The organism is Thermomicrobiales bacterium (genome assembly GCA_037045155.1).
Lineage (GTDB): Bacteria > Chloroflexota > Chloroflexia > Thermomicrobiales > CFX8 > JAMLIA01.
Genome location: JBAOIG010000003.1, coordinates 1 through 21,734 on the forward strand (window position 1 = coordinate 1; position 21,734 = coordinate 21,734).

The 21,734-nt window shown below is 69.3% G+C and carries 23 protein-coding genes; 15 read left to right on the forward strand and 8 right to left on the reverse strand.

All coding sequences use genetic code 11. The annotated features are described in order from the left end of the window. The 6 genes from V9F06_03185 to V9F06_03210 form a co-directional block, all read left to right on the forward strand. Window positions 1–196, forward strand: a 196-nt coding sequence (locus V9F06_03185) for a hypothetical protein (protein MEI2616633.1), incomplete at its 5' end; no start/stop codon positions are given. Window positions 197–557: 361 nt separating this feature from the next. Beyond that, on the forward strand, window positions 558–1,280 hold the full coding sequence (locus tag V9F06_03190; protein ID MEI2616634.1) for a DUF1592 domain-containing protein: 723 nt from the start codon (window positions 558–560) through the stop codon (window positions 1,278–1,280). Window positions 1,281–1,388: 108 nt separating this feature from the next. Then, the gene (locus V9F06_03195) at window positions 1,389–1,973 is read left to right on the forward strand and encodes a DUF1588 domain-containing protein (GenBank protein ID MEI2616635.1); all 585 of its coding nucleotides are present in this window, start codon (window positions 1,389–1,391) and stop codon (window positions 1,971–1,973) included. Next, a complete protein-coding gene (locus V9F06_03200; protein MEI2616636.1) occupies window positions 1,973–2,719 on the forward strand; it encodes a DUF1552 domain-containing protein in 747 nt (248 codons plus the stop codon). Before V9F06_03195 ends, V9F06_03200 begins: the two co-directional genes overlap by 1 nt. A gap of 296 nt (window positions 2,720–3,015) precedes the next feature. Beyond that, entirely contained in the window at window positions 3,016–3,336 is a 321-nt protein-coding gene (locus V9F06_03205) for a hypothetical protein (protein ID MEI2616637.1), read from the forward strand. Window positions 3,337–3,357: 21 nt separating this feature from the next. Next, the gene (locus V9F06_03210; protein MEI2616638.1) at window positions 3,358–3,537 is read left to right on the forward strand and encodes a hypothetical protein; all 180 of its coding nucleotides are present in this window, start codon (window positions 3,358–3,360) and stop codon (window positions 3,535–3,537) included. A gap of 502 nt (window positions 3,538–4,039) precedes the next feature. On the opposite strand, the gene V9F06_03215 is transcribed toward V9F06_03210, so the two are convergent. After that, window positions 4,040–4,465 carry a hypothetical protein gene (locus V9F06_03215; GenBank protein ID MEI2616639.1) on the reverse strand — a complete coding sequence of 142 codons (426 nt, stop codon included), beginning with the start codon at window positions 4,463–4,465 and terminating at the stop codon, window positions 4,040–4,042. A gap of 547 nt (window positions 4,466–5,012) precedes the next feature. Between V9F06_03215 and V9F06_03220 the strand changes: the two genes are divergently transcribed. Continuing rightward, on the forward strand, window positions 5,013–5,264 hold the full coding sequence (locus V9F06_03220) for a hypothetical protein (GenBank protein MEI2616640.1): 252 nt from the start codon (window positions 5,013–5,015) through the stop codon (window positions 5,262–5,264). 1,181 nt (window positions 5,265–6,445) lie between these two features. On the opposite strand, the gene V9F06_03225 is transcribed toward V9F06_03220, so the two are convergent. The 4 genes from V9F06_03225 to V9F06_03240 form a co-directional block, all read right to left on the reverse strand. Beyond that, on the reverse strand, window positions 6,446–6,826 hold the full coding sequence (locus tag V9F06_03225; GenBank protein ID MEI2616641.1) for a hypothetical protein: 381 nt from the start codon (window positions 6,824–6,826) through the stop codon (window positions 6,446–6,448). Window positions 6,827–7,552: 726 nt separating this feature from the next. Further along, complete coding sequence (locus V9F06_03230) at window positions 7,553–8,164, reverse strand: hypothetical protein (protein ID MEI2616642.1); 612 nt, start codon at window positions 8,162–8,164, stop codon at window positions 7,553–7,555. Window positions 8,165–8,204: 40 nt separating this feature from the next. Beyond that, window positions 8,205–9,323, reverse strand: a complete 1,119-nt coding sequence (locus tag V9F06_03235) for a hypothetical protein (protein ID MEI2616643.1) — start codon at window positions 9,321–9,323, stop codon at window positions 8,205–8,207. A 21-nt stretch (window positions 9,324–9,344) separates the two neighbouring features. Next, entirely contained in the window at window positions 9,345–9,584 is a 240-nt protein-coding gene (locus V9F06_03240) for a hypothetical protein (protein ID MEI2616644.1), read from the reverse strand. 1,785 nt (window positions 9,585–11,369) lie between these two features. On the opposite strand from V9F06_03240, the gene V9F06_03245 reads away from it, so the two are divergent. Next, complete coding sequence (locus V9F06_03245; protein ID MEI2616645.1) at window positions 11,370–12,170, forward strand: PEGA domain-containing protein; 801 nt, start codon at window positions 11,370–11,372, stop codon at window positions 12,168–12,170. A gap of 28 nt (window positions 12,171–12,198) precedes the next feature. On the opposite strand, the gene V9F06_03250 is transcribed toward V9F06_03245, so the two are convergent. The 3 genes from V9F06_03250 to V9F06_03260 form a co-directional block, all read right to left on the reverse strand. Then, window positions 12,199–12,675: a hypothetical protein gene (locus V9F06_03250; GenBank protein MEI2616646.1), complete on the reverse strand. Its 477-nt coding sequence runs from the start codon at window positions 12,673–12,675 to the stop codon at window positions 12,199–12,201. Window positions 12,676–13,158: 483 nt separating this feature from the next. After that, window positions 13,159–13,869: a hypothetical protein gene (locus V9F06_03255; GenBank protein MEI2616647.1), complete on the reverse strand. Its 711-nt coding sequence runs from the start codon at window positions 13,867–13,869 to the stop codon at window positions 13,159–13,161. Between the two features lie 275 nt (window positions 13,870–14,144). Further along, a complete protein-coding gene (locus tag V9F06_03260; protein ID MEI2616648.1) occupies window positions 14,145–14,411 on the reverse strand; it encodes a hypothetical protein in 267 nt (88 codons plus the stop codon). A 314-nt stretch (window positions 14,412–14,725) separates the two neighbouring features. Between V9F06_03260 and V9F06_03265 the strand changes: the two genes are divergently transcribed. The 7 genes from V9F06_03265 to pruA all read left to right on the forward strand — a co-directional run bounded on the left by V9F06_03265 (window position 14,726) and on the right by pruA (window position 21,692). Next, window positions 14,726–15,052, forward strand: a complete 327-nt coding sequence (locus V9F06_03265) for a trypsin-like serine protease (GenBank protein ID MEI2616649.1) — start codon at window positions 14,726–14,728, stop codon at window positions 15,050–15,052. Between the two features lie 935 nt (window positions 15,053–15,987). After that, on the forward strand, window positions 15,988–16,704 hold the full coding sequence (locus V9F06_03270; protein ID MEI2616650.1) for a hypothetical protein: 717 nt from the start codon (window positions 15,988–15,990) through the stop codon (window positions 16,702–16,704). 425 nt (window positions 16,705–17,129) lie between these two features. Then, entirely contained in the window at window positions 17,130–17,690 is a 561-nt protein-coding gene (locus tag V9F06_03275) for an HAD-IIIC family phosphatase (protein ID MEI2616651.1), read from the forward strand. After that, window positions 17,581–18,174 carry a hypothetical protein gene (locus V9F06_03280; protein ID MEI2616652.1) on the forward strand — a complete coding sequence of 198 codons (594 nt, stop codon included), beginning with the start codon at window positions 17,581–17,583 and terminating at the stop codon, window positions 18,172–18,174. The genes V9F06_03275 and V9F06_03280 overlap by 110 nt, the downstream gene beginning before the upstream one ends. Before the next feature lie 58 nt (window positions 18,175–18,232). After that, window positions 18,233–19,156, forward strand: coding sequence for a class I SAM-dependent methyltransferase (locus V9F06_03285; GenBank protein MEI2616653.1), 924 nt, complete (start codon window positions 18,233–18,235; stop codon window positions 19,154–19,156). A 56-nt stretch (window positions 19,157–19,212) separates the two neighbouring features. Beyond that, on the forward strand, window positions 19,213–20,022 hold the full coding sequence (locus V9F06_03290) for an MqnA/MqnD/SBP family protein (GenBank protein ID MEI2616654.1): 810 nt from the start codon (window positions 19,213–19,215) through the stop codon (window positions 20,020–20,022). A gap of 113 nt (window positions 20,023–20,135) precedes the next feature. After that, window positions 20,136–21,692 carry an L-glutamate gamma-semialdehyde dehydrogenase gene (gene pruA / locus V9F06_03295; protein ID MEI2616655.1) on the forward strand — a complete coding sequence of 519 codons (1,557 nt, stop codon included), beginning with the start codon at window positions 20,136–20,138 and terminating at the stop codon, window positions 21,690–21,692. Window positions 21,693–21,734 lie beyond the last annotated feature (42 nt).

Consider the following 21,734-nt stretch of genomic DNA (forward strand, 5'->3'; position numbering starts at 1 on the left):
GTTGAAGCTCACCATGTTCGTCGACGGCGTGGGGGTTGATTGGGTGAGCTCGCCGGGGGCGCTGACGGGGAGCCGGTGGACGCCGGCCTTGGCTCTGTACGCCGGCGCCCGCATCGACGAGCTCGCGTTCTACACCAAGGCGCTCTCGGAAGAGCGCGTGGTCGCCCATTGCAAGGCCGCTGGAAAGTGCCAATGAGCGCCGCCACGCTGTCCCCTGACGTCCCCTGACAGTCAGGGATCGTGACTAGCTAACTCCTCGATTTCGCACGGCGAGTTCCGGGCATGACGCGTGCTCGAGGGTGCCGTCATGCACGTGCCTCTTCGCTCCTCGCTCGCCCTCGCGTCTCTCGTGGGAACCGTGGCCCTCGCGGCCGCTTGCGCCGAGGACGAGCTCCTCGCGGGTCGCGCCTTCGGCGGGGCGCCGGGCGCCGGCGTCAAGTGGACCGGTGGCCCTGGCGAGCCGGGTGCGCCGACGACGGCGGCCGTTGGCGCCCGTCGCCTGACGAAGGCCGAATACGCGGCGACCCTTCGGACGCTCGATCGCGCCCGAGGTGCCCGTGGCCCTCGAGCAACTCGCCGTGGACGAGGGCGTGCCCTTCGACAACGACATCGCGTTGCAGCACGCGAGCGGCGTGCTCGTCGAGGGCGCTGACGCCATCGCCGAAGCCGTGGCGGCGTGGGTCATGACCCAGCCGGCGGTCAAGGCGCGCCTCTACGGGTGTCAGCCGACGGGCGCCAAAGACGCCGCCTGCTTCCGCACCTTCGTCGAGCGCTTCGGTCGGCGCGCCTTTCGCCGGCCGCTCACGGAAGCCGGAGATCGTCTCGCTCCTTCCGCTCCACGCGGGCGAGCGTGGAAGACAACGCCTTCGACAGCGGCGCGGCCCTCGCGCTGCGCGCCATGCTCTCCCCATCCGTCGCTGCTCTATCGCTTCGAAGCCGGCGCGAGCGTGGACGCCGCCGGTGAGGTCACGCTCACGGCCTTCGAGATCGCCGCGCGCCTCTCGTTTCTCTTGCAGGGCACGACGCCCGACGACGCGCTCCTCGACGCCGCCGCGAAGGGCGAGTTGGAAGAGCTCGCGCCGCGCACGGCGGCCGCCGAGCGACTCCTCGGGACGCCGGAGGCGAAGGCGCGCCTCCAGCGGTTCCACGCCATGTGGCTCGGCTACAGCCGGCTCACGGAGACCGAAGCCCTCGCGCGTTCGATGCGCGCCGAGTCCGACGCGCTCGTCGGCGCCACGCTCTTCGAGGGCAGCCGCGACTACGCGCGGAGCCGTTTCTGAAGCCCCAAGACCTGGCTCGACGGCGCCCTCGCCACCCACTACGGCCTCTCCGCACCGTCGGCTGCAGGGGGAGCGTGGGTCGAAACGAAGGCACCCGAGCGACGCGGGATCCTCTCGCACGGGGCTGTGCTCTCCTACGGCAGCAAGAACGGCGACACGAGCCCGACGCGCCGCGGAATCTTCATTCGCACGCGCCTCATGTGCCAGGCGATTCCGCCGCCGCCGCCGACGGTGAACGCGGATCAAGGGCCGAAGGGAACGACGCCCAACGCGTGCAAGACCGACCGCTACAAGGAGCACGCGTCGGGGAGCTGCGCCGGGTGTCACCAATCCATCGACCCCGTCGGCTTCGGTCTCGAGCGCTACGACGCTCTCGGGCGTTACCGGACCCACGATGACGGCCGCCCCGAATGCGCCGTGTCTGGGCAGGGCGAGCTGTCGGGCGCGAGCGGAGGCGGAGCGTTTCAGGGGCCCGCGGCGCTCGGCGAGTTGGTCCTCAACTCGGGCAAGTTCGAGGAGTGCGTCGCCGAGAAGCTCTACACGTTCGCGCTCGGTCGTGAGCTTAGGCCGGAGGACTTCGCCATGATCAAGAAGATTGGCCCGGCCTTCGCCGGCGATGGCCGGCACTTCGTCACGCTCGTTCGCGAACTCGTCAGCGACTACACGTTCACGCACCGTCGGGAGGAGAAGTGATGAAGAAGCTTGAGCTCAGTCGCAGGGCCGTCCTCCGCGGAGTCGGTGGCTTCGCCTTGGCGCTTCCCGCGCTCGACGTCATGCTCGACGCGAAGCCCGCCTACGCCCAAGGCGCACCGGTGAAGCGTTACGTCGTGATGACCTCGGGCCAGTCGACGGGGCAGGACTCGGGGCAGAACGCGGCGCCTAGCCTCTACGTGCCGGCGACCGTCGGCGCCCTCAAGGCCGCCGAGCTTCGGCCCGCCGTCGCCGGCCTCGCGGACATCGTCGATCAGTTCAGCATCGTGTCGGGCCTCCAGATTCCGTCGGTCGGGCTCGACGGCTACGGCTCGGTACCCGTCGCGGGGAAGGTGCAGGCTACGCACGACAGCACGCTCAGCCCGCTCCTGGCGGGCAAGGCCCACTCCAATGGCTCCTACGGCGCGAACGGCGCGACGTCCGACTATCTCGTGGCGCAGCAGCTCGGCGCGTCGAGCGTCTACAAGCAGCTCGTCTACCGCGTGCAGCTCGACGAGTTCAACGGTCACTACGCGGAGATCTCCTACGCCGCCGCGAACAAGCCCGTAAACAACTCGGTCGCCGATCCGGCGCTCGCGTGGCAGTCGCTCTTCGGCTCCTTCGTGCCGCCGGCGCCGCCCGCCGGAGGCGGCGGTGGTGGAGGTGGCGGCGGAGGGACGCCGGTAGGCGGTGGCGGCCCTTCCGCCGCCGACCTCGCGCTGCAGCAAAAGAACCTCCGCTCGACGTAGCGTCCTCGACGCCGTCATGAACAGCGCCAAGGAGCTCTCGGGGCGCCTCGGCGCCGCGGACCGGCGTCGGTTGAGCGATCACCTCGATCAGGTGCGCGCCCTCGAACAGCGCGTGGCGCTCCTCTCGGGAGCCGCGTTGCCCACGATGCCGTCTTCGCCCTCGTCTCCGTCGGCGCCGCCTCCCATGACCTCCACGCTCTTCGTGCTCGAAGCCGACGCAACCTGGCGCATTCACCAGGGGGGCCAACTACAACGACGAGATCAAGCGCGGCGAGCTGCTCGTCGACCTGATCACGATGGCCTTCGCGTGCGATCTCACCCGCGTCGCTTCGCTGCTCATCTCTTTCAGCATGCCCATGTTCCGTCTCCCGGCGCATGCCATCGATGTCCACGAGGAGGGCCACAGCGGCTCGGCGGCCGACTTCCTCTTGTCGCACAAGTGGCACGTGGGTCTGTTCGGACGGTTGGTCCGAAACCTGAAGGCGCTCCCGGAAGGCAACGGCACCGTGCTCGACAACACGGCGGTGGCGTTCGCCCTTCTCGAAGCTGGGGCCACGGCCGTGACGGGCAACAAGGCGAAGGCAACTACTTCGCGGCTCACTCGACCGACAACATGATCATGCTCATCGGAGGCGGCGGTGGCGGCAAGCTGCGCAAGGGGCAACACATCCGGCCCGCCGCGAGCGGGACGCACCCTGAACGGCAGCGCCAAGCCCCGCCATCCTGCGAGCGTGCTCATCTCGTGCATGAACGCCGTGGGCGTGCCGGCGACGACGCTCGGCGACGTGAGCGGCAACGTGCCGGAGATCCTCGTCTGAGTCGCTTGAGAGCTACGGGAAGATTGAGCGTCGTTCGCACGGTCATCGAACGACCCGGCGGCGTGACCGCCACGGGCGCGACGATCATGCGCAAGCAATCGGCCACCTCGCCTCGGGCGCCCGCGCGCGGGCTGACGCCGCGACCGATCTCTCGACCGTCCGCTGCGATCCCGACGTCGAAGCCGTAGGTCGCGGCGCCGGCGTCGGCGGCAGCCAACTGCGCCGCGCATCGCTGCCGAAAGAGCGGGCGCTGCGCCTGCAGGGCCAGCGTGACCTCGCCATCGATGGCGGCACGATTGACGGGGACGGCCTGGCGATCGGCGAAGCCTGCCGGCGTCTGATGCTTGGGACGTCGAGGGAGCCAGCGGCGCCGGAGGGCTAGCCGCGGGCCGCGCGCGCAGTCCGAAATAGATGGATAGTGCAATGATGGAGGCGCCGCCGACGATGGCCAGCGGCGTCGTGCGTGAGGTCCCGCTCATTGGCTCACGACGGACTCAGGAGGTTACTCGACGATCATCGTGACGGTCTTCGCCGAGCCGCCGCTGATCGCAGGCGTGCCCTTCGAGCCGTTTGGTGCGGTGCCGCACATGGCGACCCACACCGTCGCGGCGCTCTTGAACGTCTGGAGTCCGACGCGCGTCACGCCGATGGCCACGTTGGCCAGGAGCGGCTTGATGGCCATCGTCTGCGCCACGGCGGGCGGCGCTTCGTCGTCGAAGGGCGACCAATTCTTGCCGTCGTAGTAGCAGGCGTAGGCAAGGGCGCTCTGGGCATCGACTTGCGAGACCATTAGTGCGGCGGTGCTCGTCATGAAGACGGTCTGCCCCGCCTTCACGTTGATCTGCACGAGCGGCGAGAACTCCGCGGTGGTCGCACCGGGGATTCTGGCGTCGCCGCCCGACGAGACGGGGCTCGTCGTGCCCGGCACGCCCTGGATTCCTTGGATGCCTTGAATCCCCTGGATGCCTTGTCCGCCCGGTGCACCGGTGGCTCCCGTTGCGCCTGCCGCTCCGGGAGCGCCCGTCGCGCCAGTGGCGCCCGCTGCTCCGGGCAGCGCCAGTGGCTCCCGTCGCGCCCGCGGCGCCTGGTGCTCCTGTTGCTCCCGTGGCGCCAGCCGCGCCCGGTGCTCCGGTAGCGCCCGCGGCGCCCGGTGCTCCCGTCGCGCCCGCTGCACCTGGTGCGCCGGTAGCGCCCGCAGCGCCTGGCGCACCGGTCGCGCCCGCGGAGCCTGTTGCTCCCGTGGCGCCCTGCGCGCCGGTTGCACCGGCAGGGCCGGTCGGGCCGATCGGGCCGATCGCGCCCGTCGCGCCGGTTGGGCCCGTGGCGCCTGTTGCGCCGGCGCCCGTGGCGCCTTGCGCGCCCGTCGCTCCAGCCGGGCCTGTCGGACCGGGCGTGCCCGCGAGTCCCGTCAGCGGACCGACCCAGTGGCCGGTGCTGTCGATCACTTGGGTGCCGTTGACTGTCACCGTGTTGGGATGGATGTTGCCGACGGCGTTCTCGGCGACGAGCGCGTAAGGAACGCTCGACATCGCTTCGCGCGGAGCCATCTCCACGTCGCCTTCGATGCGGATGCCGAGGTAACGCGTCCCTCCGTCGGCGAAGAGCGCAGCGCCGATGGGCGTCAGCTTGCCGAGCTGCGTCGTGAAGTAGCCGTTGTCGAGCGTCAGCGCCTGGCTCTCGGTCCAGATGGGCGTGCCGCCGGCGGCGCTGTCGTACATTCAAAGTGAAACGTCACTGGGCCCGACACGGGCTGACCTGCGGCGTCGAGCAAGAGCCCCTGCTGCGTGATGGGCCGCCGGGACCGCGGCTGCCGCGTGGCTCGCGATGGCGAGGCTCGCCACCATGCCGAGCACGTAGAGGCCCCGCGTTCGCTTCGGCCGGCTCGAGCGCTTGCTGTCCTGCCGCTGGTCTGCGCTTCGTGTCACAACGAACCTCCGTCGATTCATTTCTCGCGCCAGCGGCGGCGCCGCTGACGACCGTGTGCGCCGGTGATGCGGTGATGCCGTGCCCGCCGGGCTACCGCCGGTCTTGGTGATGAGCGTGAACTTCGAACTCTTCGTGACGACCGCGCCGGCGCCCAAGCCTGACGCGAAGGCCGCGCCATCGAAGCCCGCGTCGAGCGTCGGCGTGGGCGCCGCGTCAACGACGGGCGGTGGCAAGTTCGTCGTGCTCGCGCTGGGGAGCGGCGGGATTGACGCGTCCGCGCCTTCCGGCGGAATGATCGGCGGATCGTTCTTCACGCAGCCGCGCCCTGGCGGCGCCGGCCGCTGCCGCGAGGAGCAACGTGGCGAGCACCGGCGCGAGCCGCCCGCCGCGAGGCCACGAAGACGAGGGAGGGGCCGAGGGGCGGAAGAAAGTCACGACCCCAGCATATAGCCGAGCTGTCGCGCCGCGCCACCCGCGCCGCGCGATGCCATCGGTCCGCGTCGAGGCCCACTCGGGCCCTCGGGCCCGACGACTGAAAACGGCTTCAGAACAGTGAATTGAGGAGGTCTGGGTTGGCCTTCAGCGTTTGGCGACCACGTCGTCGCGCCGCGCCGATTCTCCTTCCCCCAGCGAAGGGACGTCGCGCGATTGCCTAACTTTCGGTGGGCGCAGTTCGAGGGACGCGGTGCGGCCGCGCTACTTCGCGGGCAGCGGCGTAGCCCGGCGGCGGCCACTCAGCGGTGTCCAGTCGATCTGTGTTCCAGCGTGCCTCGCCGAGCAGGCGGTCTTCGACGAGTTGCCCGCCGTTGAAGATCGACGGGCTCCAACCCGCGAAGGCCCGATCCCAACGCACGCTCCAGAGGATCGACGAACTCCAAGCGAAGGCCCTCCCCCGACGACTACGTTGAGAGAAGCGATTGCCGCTTCCTATTTGCACCTACCGCGGGTGCGGTCTTCCATCTTGCAGTTGCCCGACTGGCACTCAGAACCCTTGGAGCACATTCGGCCGCGCTCCAGGCCCTTGGGCTTCGAGCCGCCGGACGTTGGCGACGAACTCGCGTCGCTCGAGCTGCTCGATGACGAACTGGTTCGGGGGGGTGGCCATTCGGCAGACGCCCCCTTCCAAGCACACGTCGAACTTGCCGGGGCACTTTCGCTTCGCGCTGCAAGTCCGACACACGCCGCCGCTGCACAGGCCCGAGCCGCACTCCCAGGGTTCTTTGCACGATGCACCCGCGGCGAGCGAGTGGTAGGTCGCCGTTCCCCGCAGCACCCCTTCGTAGCAGCCGGGCACGGAGTAGACCATCTGCGGCGAGATGTGGAGCGTGAGCTCGCCGGCTTCGAACTTCGCGTTCCGCCGCATGTGAGTCCTCGTGCTCCTCGCCGGGCCTCTTCGCGTCGGCGCCGGTGAACAGGCACGTGAGGCGTTTGACCGATACGGCGGCCGGCTGCGGGGCGTTCGTCCTCGAGGCCGGCTTGGTCGGCGCGCTGCCCTTCTCGGTGCGGACCTCGGGGCCAGCGCACGCGGTCGCCGCGGCCGCGAGGGCCTCGCCGCACGCCGTCGTAGTGAAGTTCCACCGCCCGTTCGCGGCCTTCCACGCGGCATCATCGTAGTGTTCAAAGTCGGTGACGAGCTTGAAATCGTCGCCGCACTTTTCCTTGGTTCTCGCCAAGCTCGCACGCAGCGTCTTGTCGAACTCATCCCGCGCAGCCGATTGCTCAGCGGTGAGCGACGCCTGACTGTGCGAGGGCGTCGCGCAAAGCACGAGTCCTCCGAGGCACGCAGCTGCGAGCACCGTCCGACGCACCACCGAACCCCTGCGATCTGCCATGGTCACTTGCCCTCCGGGACCCCGCTCGACTCGACTGACTTTGGACGGGCCGCCATCCGCGCGATTCAAGCCGGTGAATTCCGAGACCCGCACCCGTTTGCGCAAGCGAGGCGGCCCCCCCTCGAACGAACGAGCAGGAGACGAGACTATCGTCGAGTGAGAGCGGGCGCGCGCCCAATGACCTGGCGGAGCGAGCACGGGCCCGTTTCGACCCGAGGCGATTACAGGACCACTTTGCGCACCTCGTCCGTGACTGGTCACAGGCCAGGGCGCGAAGCGTCACGGTCACCCGTCCGGTCCCCGCCGAAGAGCGTTCGCTCGTAGACGCCATTGGGACCGATGACCCCCAGCGCGAGAGCTCCGACGACGCCGTCGCGCTCCACGGTGTCCTGGGGGAGCGTCAACGTCTCGGGGCCACGAAGGCCTTCCCAGATGGCGAGCGTGACGTGCGGCATGAAGCGCTCGCCGTTGCCTGTCGTCACCGTCACACCGCGCACAAAGGGGAGCGACAGGGCTCGCTCTTCCGCCTCGCGAAGGGCCTTGGTGCACGGCACGATGAGATACGCCATCGTGGCGGGCGGTGCGCCGTCGGGCGCGTTGTCAGGGGCGTTGTAGGGTCGGTCGTAGCGAAGAAACGCCAGCGCGCGGAACGACATGAGCATCGCCTTCGGGAGCGACGCAACGGCTTCGCGCCAGAGTGCTTCTGCCGCGCCGGCGCCGTTCGTCTCGACATGCAGCAACGTCACGTGCGGGACGCGGCCGTCGCCGAGCACGACGCGCGCCTTTTGGCCGCGCGCGAGCGACTCGGAGAGCGCGACGCAGCGCGCCATCGACTCAGGGTCGGGCAAGTAAACGAGGCCGAGTCGCATTGTGGCTCAGTCTAGCCGCGAGCGCGGCGCAGTCTCCGCCCTACGGACACACCGCCGGCTCCGGCGCCGCCACGAGCGAGTCCAAGTCGGCCGCCGTGGTGGCCGCGTCGAAGCCAAACGACCCAATGAGGCTCGTGCCGGCGTCGAACTCGAGCCGCATGAGGGTCTTGTCGGTGCCGTTGATGGCGAAGATCGTGTCGAGCGTGCTCTCGACGCCGATGCGCGTGATGCGCGGCGTCGTCGTGATGGCGAGCGTCGCCGCGGCGTCCGCGAGGTTCATCGTGTAGATGGCGCTGCTGCCGGTCGTGGGCGTCGTTTGCATCACGTCCATCATGTAGAGCGTGCCGCCGCGGAAGGAGCAGCTGTCGCCGTCGTCTTGCAACGTCTGGTGCGAGCCGAGACGCGACGCGGCGCTGGCATCGAAGTCGACCTTCACCAAGCTGCCGGTGACGGTGGTGGCGCTGTCGACCCAGTCGCCTGACGCGTAGAACTCCCCGGTGATGGGGTTTGCCGCGAAACACTCCATGCGCTTCAGGAGGCCCGCGTCTCCGCCGCCGGTGGGCGCTTTCGTCACGCGCGGACCGACGGTGATGGCGCCGGTGCAGCAATCCACCGTCGCGAGCTTGGGCGCCGTGAGCGCTTCGACGACGGCGAAGAGACCTCCGCGGACGGGGTTCCACGCGAGGCGAACGTCGGTGTGTCCCGTCGCGCCGACGAGCGTGAGCGCTGCCGTCGACGGGTTCACGCGATAGAGGCTTCCCTGAAAGTGCGCGTAGAGCGTCGGCGCCGTCGCGGCGTCCGACGCATCGGACGCGTCAGCGGCGCCCGCATCGTTGGTGGCGTCGCCCGCCGCGTCGAGCGTGTTGGCGTCAGCGCCGCTGTCTGCGCTCGCTGCGTCGGGAGGCCCGCCGCTATCGGCGACGGCCGTGTCGGGCGCACCGGCCTCGGCTGTCGGCTGGTTCAGATCCAAGCTCGCATCGAGTGAGCCACCCGTCGAAGGGGAGGGGTCGTCATCGCCGCAGGCGCTGTAGGCAAGAGCCGAGCTGGCAAAGACGAGGGCGAGCGGGAGGGCGCGATTCATGGCCTTCGTGTAGCGCACTTTGCGCCGCGAATGCACCTCGCGACGACGGGTTTTTCGCACGCCGGCGGGGGGAGTCACCGCCCTCCGGCGCTCCTGTGGTCACGAGCCCTTCGCCTCGATAACATGGCTCGTCGTGCCCAAACTCCGCCCGCGCGCCCACCTCTTCCTGCCGCCGGTCTCCGTGGGCCGCGTTTTGGGCAGGTCGCGATGAGCGCCCCCGTGCGTGAGGGCGAGGTCCTCGCCGGCAAGTACCGCGTCGAGCGCGTGCTCGGCGCGGGCGGCATGGGCGTCGTCGTCGCGGCGACCCACCTCGCAGCTCGACCAGCGCGTCGCGCTCAAGTTCCTGCTCGCCGAGGCGCTGGCAGAACGCCGGAGACGCGTCGAGCGCTTCCTGCGCGAGGCGCGCGCCGCCGCGCAGCATCAAGAGCGAGCACGTCGCGCGCGTCCTCGACGTCGGCGACGCTCGACGACGGGCGCGCCGTACATGGTGATGGAGTACCTCGAGGGCGCACGACCTCGCGGACGTCGCTCGAGCGCGCGCGGCGCGCTGCCCGTCGAGCGACGCCGTCGACTACGTGCTGCAGGCGCTGCGAGGCGCGTCGCCGAGGCGCACGCGCGCGGGCATCGTGCACCGCGATCTCAAGCCGGCGAACCTCTTCCTCGCGCGCCGCGCCGACGGCGCGCCGCTGCGTCAAGGTGCTCGACTTCGGCATCTCGAAGATCGCTCGGCCAGCGTCGAGCCGAGCGCCGACTCACGCAGACGACGCTCGATCGCTCGGCTCGCCGCACTACATGTCGCCCGAGCAGATGCGCTCGCTCGCAGGACGTCGACGCGCGCACCGACATCTGGGCGCTCGGGACGATCCTCTACGAGCTCCTCACGGCGCGCCGTCGCCTTCCCCGCGCGACTCGATGCCGCGAGATCGTGCCGCGCCATCCTCCACGATCCGATCCCGAGCCGCTACGGCATGGCCGCGCCGCGATGTGCCCGAGGCCCTCGAGCGCGCGGTGCACCCAGGCGCCTCGAGAAGGACACCGAAGGACGCGCTTCGCCAATCCGTCGCGCGAGCTCGCGCACGCGCTCGCCCCGTTCGTCGCCCGACGCCGAGGGGCACGCCTCTGCCGACTCGGTCGCGCGCCTCTCCGGCACCGCCGCTCACGCGGCCACCTTTCGTCCGCCCGCCAGCAGCGCCGATGGGATGGAGAGCGCCGCGTGTCGGTGCGGCGACGCTGCTCTCTTCGTCAGAGGCTTCCTCAGAGGCTTCGTCCGCGCCTTCGTCGGGGCCTTACTCGTCGCCGTCGTCGACGGAGCCGTCGGCGGAGGCTCGCGCCGGGCGCCGGCAAGGCGACGGCATGGTCCGCTGGCCACGCGTACGGGCCCGAAGACGGCGGTGGCCCAGTCGATGGACGCGCGCGCCGAGCGCCCGTCGTCGCATCGGCGCCGCGCTCTCGGGCCGTTGATCGCCGTCCTCGGGGTCCTCGGCGGCGGCGCCCTCGCGTTCACGCTCGCGCGGAGCACGCCGCCCACGACGGCGGGCGCGCCGGTTTCCCGGCGGAGAACGGGCCGGCGTCGGCTTCGCCGGAGGCCCCGGTGCCGTCCCCGTCCTTGCCGCACCACCCGCGTCGGCGTCGGCGTCCGTCGTGACGACCCCTTCGCCGAGCGCCGCCGTCGCGCTTTCTTCTGCGTCGCCGTCGCCCTCTTCGTCTACGCCGGCCCCCGTGCGCGTCGGCACCGCGGCACCGCCTGCACGAACAGAAACGCGAACGGAACCCAAGAAGCCGCCGGCACCACCGGCTGCCTCGAGTGACAAAGGTCGCCTCTTTATGGAGCTGGAAAATGAGCACGCGCATCGGGTCTTCGCGTTTCGTCACCGCCGCGCCGCGCGGGTGCTTGGTCGTTGCCCTCGCCGCGGCCACACTTCTCGGCGCAGCGCCCTCTGAGGCGCAACGTCGACGTCGCCCTCGGCCCGTCGCACCGACCGCACCCGTGCCCGTCGTCGCTCCGGTCGCGCCAGTGGCGCCCCAGCGGCCGAGCCTTGGCCGAATCCCTCAGCGGCGATGCGCGCGCCGACTACGACTCGGGGCGCGAGCTGTTCCGCGACGGCGATTTCGCCCGGTGCCCTCGTGAAGTTCGAGAGCGCGCACAAGAAGTCCGCCGACGCGCGCCTCCTCTGGAACATGGCTGCTTGTGAGAAGAACCTGCGCCACTACGCCAAGGTGCTCGAGCTCGTGCGCCGGTACCTCGCCGAGGGCGGCGACAAGCTCGACGACAAGGATCGCGCGGAGGCCACCGACCTCCTTCGCACCGTCGAGCCGCTCACCACCAAGCTTCGCGTCAACGTCAACGTGCCCGGGGCCGAGGTCGCCATTGACGACGTCGTCGTCGGCACCGTCGCCCATGACTCGACGGAGCCCGTGATCGTCGACATCGGCATGCGTCGCGTGCGCGTTCGCAAAGACGACCACAAGGAGTTCACGACGCAGATGCCCGTGGGCGGGAGCGCGGAGGTCGCCCTCGTCGCCTCGCTCGTGCCGATCGTGCACGAAGGAAAGTTGTCGGTCACGGCCAAGGACGGGCAATCGATCTACGTCGACGGAAAACTCGTCGGCACGGGCCGCTGGGACGGCGTCGTCAAGAGCGGCGGTCACCAGATTCGCGTCATCGCTCCGGGCATGAGGCCGTTTCAGTCAGGAGAAATCGTGGTGCAAGACGAGCAGGCCCGGACCGTTCCGGTGACCCTCGAGAAGGAGCCGGAAGCGCCCTCGAAGGTTCCCGCCTGGGTTTGGATCGGCGGCGGCGTGCTCCTCGCGGCCGGTGCCACCGTGGGCGCCGTCGTCATCTTTCGCCCCGAGGATCGCACCGAGCCGGCTCCCGTCGGAAACCTCGCGCCGGGCAACGTGCAGGCGTCGGTTCGCTTCCGCTAGGCCGGCGTCAAGCCGACCGACGGGCCCGTCAGCTCGAGCTCGCGAGCCGCGGTCGGAGAATCTCGCGGAGGTAGCTCGCCGACGACGGCGCGTGGCACGACGCGCATGCGCCGTCGAAGCCGACGTCGTCGCAGCTCCGGCAGACCGTGAGCGCCTCGTAGGGCGTGGCGTCGACGAGGTAGTCGACGAGGAAGAGCGAAAGGACGCGCGCGGCGAGGCGCATCTTGGGCTGATCGACGGGCAGCCACACGAGCTCCCCGGCATGACGCGCTGGCTCGAGATGACCGTCGCGCATGGCGAGCGTCACTGCGTTCCATTCGCCCTCCGAGAGCTCAACCAACGCGTCGACGACGACGCGCCGGGTCGACGCGAGGAGCTCGGCGATGGAGCGCTCGCTCATGGGCGCGGCCTCGTGGCGTGATTCGCTCGCGCCGTCGTCCGCCGCCTCGGCTTCGGCGCTGACGTTCGCAAGGGCGCGATACGGACCGCATAGCCACTCCGCCAAGTCGCGCTCCAGCCGTCGCGGGCCCCGTCGAGGAACGCAAGCCCCGTCTCGCGACAGGCCTCGGCAAACGTCGAGGGGGTTTCTTCCGCGCGGTCCAACGGCTCCACCTCGATGGATTCTGCAAAGTTGGTGCTCACGCCTGCGGGCGTCGTTTGGAACGGCCCGGGACGCCCTCGGTGTCCATTTCCGCTCAGGGTGCCGCTCTCGAGGCTCTCGTCGGCGACCGATGGACCCGCGGAGATCCGCCGGGCCGTTGCGCGAAAATTACACTCGCTGGGCACCGTCGACAGGTGCCACGTCGGGATCCGTCGGGCCGACTTTTCTGTCAGACCCTTTCGCGGTCTGAGAGCCCTCAGCGGTGAGAGGCCCTTCAGAAGGTTCCGACGGCGGCGGCGCCGGCGCCCATCGGAACGAACGCGATCGACGGAACGTTCGCTTGCCGAGCCGGCCTGTTCTTGGGTGTCGCGCTCGCCGGGCCGACGCTCACGGTGCGCGGCGGCAGCCAGAGGCGACGAGCAAGGCGCCGAAGGTCTGCATGGCGCCGCTCGTGATGAGCGCGCCGCGCGTGGCCGTCTCTTCGATGCACGGATCGACAGGAATCAACTCGGAGCCGGGCGGCGGGGTGCAGTTGGGGCGCTTCGCAAAAGCCATGAACGGCCCCGCGACGGGGATCAGAAGCTCGCGATCGGCGCTGCGCTTGGAGGCGGCGCCGAAATACGCCGTCGGCGCGTAGGCCAGGAGCAAGACCGTCGCGCCGCCGATGAGGAGGCCCGTGGGCCTCGACACCTCCGAAGCGGCGACGCCGTCGGCGGAAGGGCGCGTCCTTACCGGCTCGATGTCCTGCCGTGGCGCGCTCTCGACCTCGATGCGATCGTGCGACAGGAGCTCGAGGGTGGCGTCGGGCCCCGTCGTCACGCCGCGCACCGAATCGCCGGAGCGCGACATCGCCGCCGTGCCGGGTCGAAAGACGACGCGCCTGCCGTCGGTGTGCCGCACGGCGATGACTTGGCCCGCCGCGTCTTGTTCGATCACGGCGCCGAACTCGACGGGCTCGCTCGCGACGAGGGTGATCTCGCCGCGATCAACCCGCGCGCCCTCCGGCAGGGGGATTCGCTTGGTCGAGCGAATGATCGCGAGCGGCCGAAGCGCGTCGCGGCGGGCCTCGGCCGGCGACACCGTGTGCGTCGCGACCACTTGGCCGCCACAAGCGGGGAGGCCGCCCATCGTCGCCACCAAGAGCGCCGTGCCAAGAAGACGCCCGACGCCGTGCCCACGAGGAGATGCACCACGGAACCACGGAAGGCACTCCATACCCTTGCGAACGGCCGCATGCGCGAGCCCTTAAAGGGCTCGGCCATCTTCAGCGTTGTTGTCAGCGCCGAGCCGCCCTCGGCTACGCTCGTGCGTCCCGGTGCGCGCCGATTTCGAGAGCGCGCCGGCGCCCACAACCGGGCCAGAGGTCTCATGCGTCACGTCACGGTCTTGCTCTCGGCGGTCTTCGGCCTCGTGACCACCGTGGCGGCTTGCGGCTCCGAGTCGGCGGCGACCTTCGGCTCTGCTCGAGGCCGAATCATCGGTGGGCAGCTCGACGCGACGCACCTGGCGGTCGTCGCTGTGATGCTCGACGCTGGCGTCTGCACCGGCACCATCGTTCGCACCGACCCGGTCACCGGCGTCGGGTGGGTGCTGACGGCCGCCCACTGCGTCGACGGAAAGAAGGCCGCGTACGTACGCATGGTGGACGACTACACCCTGGGCCAGAACGAGCCCCAGCCGTACCTGCGCGCGACGGACTTTGTCGTCTCGGAGACCGTGAGGCACCCCGGTTACGTCGCCCTCACGGGCACGACGCCGCCGCAGAATGACTTCGCCGTTTTGCGCATCCTCGGCGTCGACGCCTCGACGCCGGTGATTCCGATCTTGCCCGCGAACTTGGACGATCTGGCGATCGGCAAGTCCGTCGTCGAGGTTGGGTACGGCAAGATCAGCGGCGTCGTCGACGCTGGCGACAACTCCAAGCGCCGGAGCGTCACCACGACGCGTCACCAAGGTGTCGGCGACGGAGCTCGAAACCAGCTACGCCATCGGCAGCACGTGCCAGGGCGACAGCGGCGGCCCGTCGCTCTACGTCTCCGGCGGCAAGGAGTACGTCGCCGGCGTCACGTCGTATTCGGACTCGGAGTGCAAGGTGTACGCGGTCGCGGAGCGCGTGTCGTCGGCGCTCGCGTGGATCGACGGCGAGGTGAACAAGGCGCCGGCGCTGAGCGGCTGCAATCTGGTGCCGCGAGGTCTCCACGGTCGGCTCGCACGCGTGTCACGCGGCCTACGAGCGCTGCAACAGCGACGCCGCATGCGCCGCGCTCCGCGACTGTCGTAGCCACGTGCAGCACGCGGCGGCCTGCTTCGCGACGTGTGAGTCGCGAGCACCCGCTCGCCGTCGGGGCCGCTCCTCGCGTGGGCCAACTGCGCGTGCCTCGGCGAGTGCAAGAGCAAGTGCGGCAGCGTGTCGGCGTGCGGCAATGTCCCCAAGTGCAGCGTCGACGTCGGTGTCACCGCGTGCGGCAAGTGCCAGGAGGCGAGCTGCTGCAGCGAGGTGACGACGGCGGCGCACGAGCCCGTGGGCAACCGGTGCCTCGCCACCAAGGGGACGTTCGCCGGGTGCGCGTCCAACGCGGCCTACAAGGCGGTGGAGGCGTGTCGCGCCTCGAGGTGCGCCGCCGACTGCGGCCTCGCGCCGCCGTCGCCGTCCGCGCCTCCGCTCGCCGAGGCGCCACCGGCAGGCGACGCGGGCTCGGCGCCTCCCGCGCCCGCGGCGGCACCGCCGGCCGAGGACTCAGGCTGCGCGGTCGTCGGGAGGGTCGTCCTCCGCCCCGACGTCGTCGGCCTCGTGGGTGGCCATGGCGCTCCTCGCGTGGGCGCGGCGCCGCCGCGTCCCCTGAGCGAAGCCGTGTGCTGACCCGCCGCGCCGCGCTATCATCCAGCGATGCGCCGCACTTCCTTTCTCGGTCTCAGCGTCCATGGTCGTCGCCGTCGGCACTTACGCCGCGTGCGTCGACGACGATCCGTCCAACCCGGGTTTCCAATTCGACGGCGGCGGTCTCGACGCCGCTTCGCCTGACGGCACGACGCCGGAGACCGGCGTGCCGCCCGTCGGCATCGACGCCGGTGGCGCCGCCGACGCGGGCCCCGCCCCCGTGACCGTGCTGCTGACGCGAGCCGGTGCGCCCGCGAGCGGCGTGACGGTGGTCTTCCACGACGCGAGCGGCGCCGTGCATCGATACACGCACCACCGACGCCAGCGGCCAAGCCGCGATGGTCGTGCCCGCCGGCTCGCAAGTCACCGCGGTCTTCGGCACGGTCACCAACCCGGAGCTCGTCACCATCGCTGGCGTCGAGCCAGGCGACGTGCTCCGCGCCGCTGAGCCGCTCGCGGCGGCCCAGCCGCCATTCCCCTCGATTGACATCGAATCGGCACCGGCGTCGCCGCCCGCGGGGACCGCCTATTACCTGGCGCGCGTGGGCTCCTGCTCGAACAGCGTCAACGTCGTCGACGGCGGGCAGGCCGGCCCCATCAACGTGACCCTCGATCCTGGTTGCACGAACGGGTCCACCGTGTCGGTGGTCGTGGAGGCGAAGAGCGCCGGCTCCGCGACGCTGGGCTTCGCCTCGCTGGCGAGCGCGTCAATCGCCGACGCCGGTGTCGTGACGCCGATGCCCGTCGACGTTGGTGGCACGTGGGCCGACGCCGGAGCGCAGGCGCTGCAAGTCGTAGGCGCCGATCCAATCGCCTCCGGCAATGCGGTCTACTCCGAGATCATGAACAGCGGAGCCATCTCTTCGTTCACGAACGTCGTCGGCAACGCAGACGGCGGGCCGCTGCAGCTCTCCTTCGAGGTGCATCCAGGCGTCGCGGCGAACGGTCAATATGAAGTTAATTATCGGGAGGACCTCTCAAGCGGCGTCGCCTTTCGCGCCATCGCCGGGCGCAGCGCCAGCGGGGAAATCCGAGCATCGACGTCGCGCAGATGATGCCGGCGCTAACGGCGGCGGACGTCGACGCCGGTGTCCCGGCTCGTCCCGCCGTCACTTGGGCTTCGGCACCACCGTCACCGCCGACGGCCTCTTCGTCCGCGTGCGCTGGTGGGAGTCGCCGACCGACGGCGGAGCGTACGTCTCGGGGCGCTGGACCATGGTCGTCCCCCCGCAGACCCAGGTAATCCAAGCCCCGCAATTGCCCGCCGCGCTGGCCGCCTACGCGCCGAGCGCCACATCGTCCGTTTACCAGACGCCGACGCTCGTGTTCGTCGACTCGAGCCTCTTGCCCGGCTACCGCGAGCTCCGGCAGGTCTCTGCCTCCGTCGGGCCGTCGCAAAACATGTACGAGGATCGACCGGGCGGTGGCCTCGTCCGCCTGATCGCAGTCGATTGCGACAACACACTCTGGGGTGGGGTTGTTGGCGAGGTCGGGCTGGGACGGAATCGAGCTCGGCGAGGATGGCCCCGGGCGCGCCTACCAGCTCTTCCAGCAGCAGCTGAAGCGGCTCAAGGAGCGGGGCATCCTGCTTGCGGTGGTCAGCCGCAACGAGGAGGCGGATGTCCTGGAGGTGTTCGAGCGCCACCCCGGCATGGTGCTCCGGCCGGCCGACATCGCGACCTGGAGCGTCAACTGGCGCCACAAGTCGGAGAACCTGCGCTCGCTCGCCGAGGAGATGAACCTGGGGCTGGACAGCTTTGTGTTTCTGGACGATGACCCGGCGGTGCCGGGCGGAAGTGGCAGCGCGCGCGCCGGAGGTCCACGTCGTCCCCTTGCCGAGCCGCGCGACGGGATACGCCGAGGCGCTCGCGCGGCTCTGGCTATTCGATGGCGCCCAGGCGACGGATGTGGACGCGGCGCGGACGCAAATGATGCAGGAGGAAGGACGACGCAAGCGCGAATCGACGGCAGCCGCCAGCATCGACGAGTTCCTCGCCGGGCTGGACCTGCGGGTCGAGATGCGACCGCCGGAGGACACTGAGTGGGCGCGTGTCGCTCAACTCACCCAGCGCACCAATCAGTTCAACCTGTCGTTGAAGCGTCGCACCGTCGAGGAAGTCCGGGCATTGGCCGGCGAGGAGGCGGTTCTTGTCTTGAAGGCGGCCGACCGGTTCGGAGATTACGGCCTCGTCGGGGTGGTATTCGTCCGGCCGCCGGACGCGGCCCGCTCGGCCGAAATTGACACGCTGCTGATGAGCTGTCGGGCACTCGGCCGGGGCGTCGAGGATGCGTTCCTCGCCGGCATGGCGGCGCTAGCCGCCGGCCAGGGAGCAACAACCCTGGTCGCGCCATACGTCGAAGGAAAGCGCAACGCGATGGTGCTGGACTACCTGCGACGCAGTGGATTCACCGAGCAGGGCTCCGGAGCATGGACGCTCTCGATCGTCGATCCGCCCTCACTGCCGGCCCACGTCCAGTTCGATAGCCCCTTGCTCGTCACGACCGGCGCTCCCGGGGGCAACTGAAAGGATCGTCTTGATGGAGACAGTGTCTTGCCTGCTCTGCGGATACCCAGGGAGCACGGTGCGCGTGACTGGGTGGGATCGTATGTGCAATGTGCCGGGGGTGTACACGCTGGTCGAATGCGACCGATGCGGCTTCCTCTACCTGTCGCCGCGCCCCGATGCGGAGGAGATCAAGCGTCACTATCCGGAGGAGTACCCGTTCTACGCATCGTTCTTCGACCAATCCTCCTACATCAAGTCGATCGGTGTCTATGAGCTGACCAAGCGCGCCCAGCAGGTGCTCGACGCGGTGAGTGGCGGGCATGACGTGCTCGATATCGGCTGTGCCGTCGGCGACTTCCTGTCGATGATGAGCTCGAAGGGCTGGAATGTGCGTGGGGTAGAACCCGACCCTGGCGCGGCTGCCTATGCCCGCAAGCGACACGGGATCGACGTGTTCAACGGCTATCTCGAAGAGGCTTCATTCGAACCCGAGTCATTCGACGCCGTGACAATGTGGGAGGTTCTTGAGCATACTCCCCAGCCCCTCGATACGCTGCGGCGCGCCTTCGATCTGCTCCGGCCCGGCGGCGCGATTGTCATGTCGGTGCCAAACCGGGACTCGCTCGAATCAAAGGTGTTTGGGACATACTGGATTGGCAATGACTTCCCACGCCATTTCTCCGTGTTTTCGCCGAAGCACATGCGTGTGGCGCTGAGCTCGGCTGGATTCGTCGAGCCGCGAATCATCAGCCAGCGTGGCCGTCTGGGGGCGATGCATAACGAGATCGCCTGCGGGCTTGGCAGCATCGACCTCTGGCTACACGCTGGAGACCGCGATCGCGGCGCAAGGCGCATCGCAGATCGCGTCCTGTTGCCGATTGTCACGAAGCCTGTGGGTGTCGTCCCCATCTTCATTGCGTCGTTGCCGATGTCGGTTGCGATCCGGAAGCTGAACCTCGGGTCGCAGATGATCGCCGTTGCCCACAAGCCAGCCGCCTGATCTGCCTGGCCCGCGTACACTTCGCTGAATCCGCTTGGCGGAGAGAGGGGTAGCGTGTGGCGCTTCGGATCGCGATCGACAACAGGCTGGAGACTGCCCGGCTGACCTATCCGTTCGAGGCGGGTTGGGTCGAGCAAGGAGGAGTTTCCCTTGTCGAGGGCCTGACCTCGACCCGGGCGGCCGACGTGGATATCGCCCTGCTCGACAGCGTTTCGGCGCTCTCGATGCTGGCGAATTTCGCCGTCCTGTCCGATCTGGCGCTTGTCACCCGGCGGGCGACGATGCTGACACTGGCAACCCATACGCGGCCGGACGATGTCGATGATGTCGCGGTGTCGCTCGCAGGGGTCTCGCCGGCCGGACGCGCGGTGGCGCTAGCGACACTGCAGCCATTCTATGGCATCCGCGCGAGAGAATGGTCGGAGGAGACGTTCCCCGTTGACACGGAACACGCCGTCGTCAGCGAGGGGCCGGCCGCCCTGATCCTGGCCGGGGATGAGGAGACCCACCAGGAAGACCTCGGGCGAGCCTGGTATCTGCTCACCGACACGCCATTCGTCAGCCACATCTGCGTCGTCCGTCGAGGACTACTCTCTCGAGACCCGGTAGCTGTAGCCGAGGCGGCCGGGTATCTGGTCGCCTCGCTCGAAGCGGGAAACGAGCGTGGGCGCGAGTTGCGGCGCGATATGGCGAAGCGATACGACATCGATCGCGACCTGCTGGTCGAAGTGATGGCCGACCAGGAGTGGGAGTTGACGGCGGAAGGAGTCTCTGGCCTCGCTCTGCTGGCTCGCCGCTCCGGCCTCACCAGCGGCCCGGCGCTGGAGCGCGCGGTTGTGCGGGTCAGGACGAGCAAGGCAGGCTAGCGCGGCGATCGGCCGGCCGGTCGCCGGGACTGACAACGCGACGTAACCTTATGGGTGAGATTTGGCGACTCGACGGTGAGTCGCCGCGCGGCGTGAAAGGAACGGCGGCCAGGATGTCACTTCGAGCAGCATTTCAGAACGAACCGTATACCGATTTCGCGGTCGAGGAGAATCGCGCGGCAATGCGTGCCGCGCTCGACGAAGTCGGCGCCCAGCTCGGCCAGCGCTACCCGCTGATCATCGGTGGCGAACGGCGTGAGACGGGTGAGTGGATCACCTCGACCAACCCGGGCAATCCGTCGCAGGTGGTTGGCGAGGTCGCCAGAGGGCGAGCCAGCGACGTCGAGGACGCGATCGTGGCGGCCGAGAAGGCGTTCAAGAGCTGGAAGCGGATGAGCGCCACTGGTCGGGCCAGCACGCTGTTCAAGATGGCCGGCATCCTCCGTCGGCGTCGGCTCGAGCTGGCCGCCTGGATGGTCTTCGAGCTGGACAAGCCGTGGGATGAGGCCGAGGGTGAGATCGCCGAAGCGATCGACTTCCTGGAATGGTATGGCCGCAAGGCGTTCGAGCTGGGTCAGCCGGTGCCGCTTGCCCATCTGGCAAACGAAGCGACCCAGATGATCTATGTCCCGCTCGGCATCGGAGTGGTCATCCCCCCCTGGAATTTCCCCTGCGCGATCCTGACCGGGATGACGATGGCCCCCATCGCGGCCGGCAATGTCGTGATCCTCAAGCCGGCCAGCAACACCCCGGTCATCGGCTACAAGATGGTCGAGATCATGGAGGAGGCTGGCGTCCCGGCCGGAGTAATCAACTTTCTGCCCGGCAGCGGTAGCGAGATCGGCGACGCGCTGGTCGAGCATCCGAAGACGCGGTTCGTTGCCTTCACCGGCTCGAAGGACGTTGGTGTGCGGATCTACGAGCGGGCGGCGAAGCTCCAGCCGGGCCAGCGCTGGCTTAAGCGGGTGACAGCCGAGATGGGCGGCAAGGACGCGATCATCGTCAACAACGACGCGGACCTCGATGCGGCGGCCGAGGGAATCGTCACCTCGGCGTTCGGCTTCAGCGGCCAGAAGTGCTCGGCCTGCTCGCGGGCGATCATTCACCAGGATGTCTACGATTCGCTGGTGGACAAGGTCGTCAAGCGCGCCGAGGCGGCGGTTTCTGTCGGCCCTGGTGTCGATGGCGAGGCGTCGATGGGCGCTGTCGTCGACAAGAAGCAGTACGATCAGATCCTGAAGTACATCGAGATCGGCAAGGGCGAGAGCCGGCTGGTCCTCGGCGGCGAGCCGGCGGCAGAAGAGGGCTACTACGTTGAGCCGACGATCTTCGCCGACGTCCCGCGAGATGCCCGAATCGCCTGCGAGGAGATCTTCGGCCCGGTGCTCGCGCTGGTGAAGGCGCGGGATTTCGATGACGCGCTGGACATTGCCAACGACTCCGAATACGGCTTGACCGGCTCGGTCTACGCCCGCGATCGGGCCGTGCTGGAGAAGGCGCGCGAGGAGTTCGAGGTCGGCAACCTGTATCTGAACCGCAAGTCCACCGGGGCAATGATGGGGGTTCACCCGTTCGGCGGGATGAAGCTGAGCGGGACGAACACGAAGGGCGGCAGCCCGGACTATCTGCTGGCCTTCGTCGAGGCCAAGTCGGTCGGCGAGCTGCTGTAGGAGCGCGGCTGGGCAGGGGCGACCCGCTTGCCTGTCATCCTT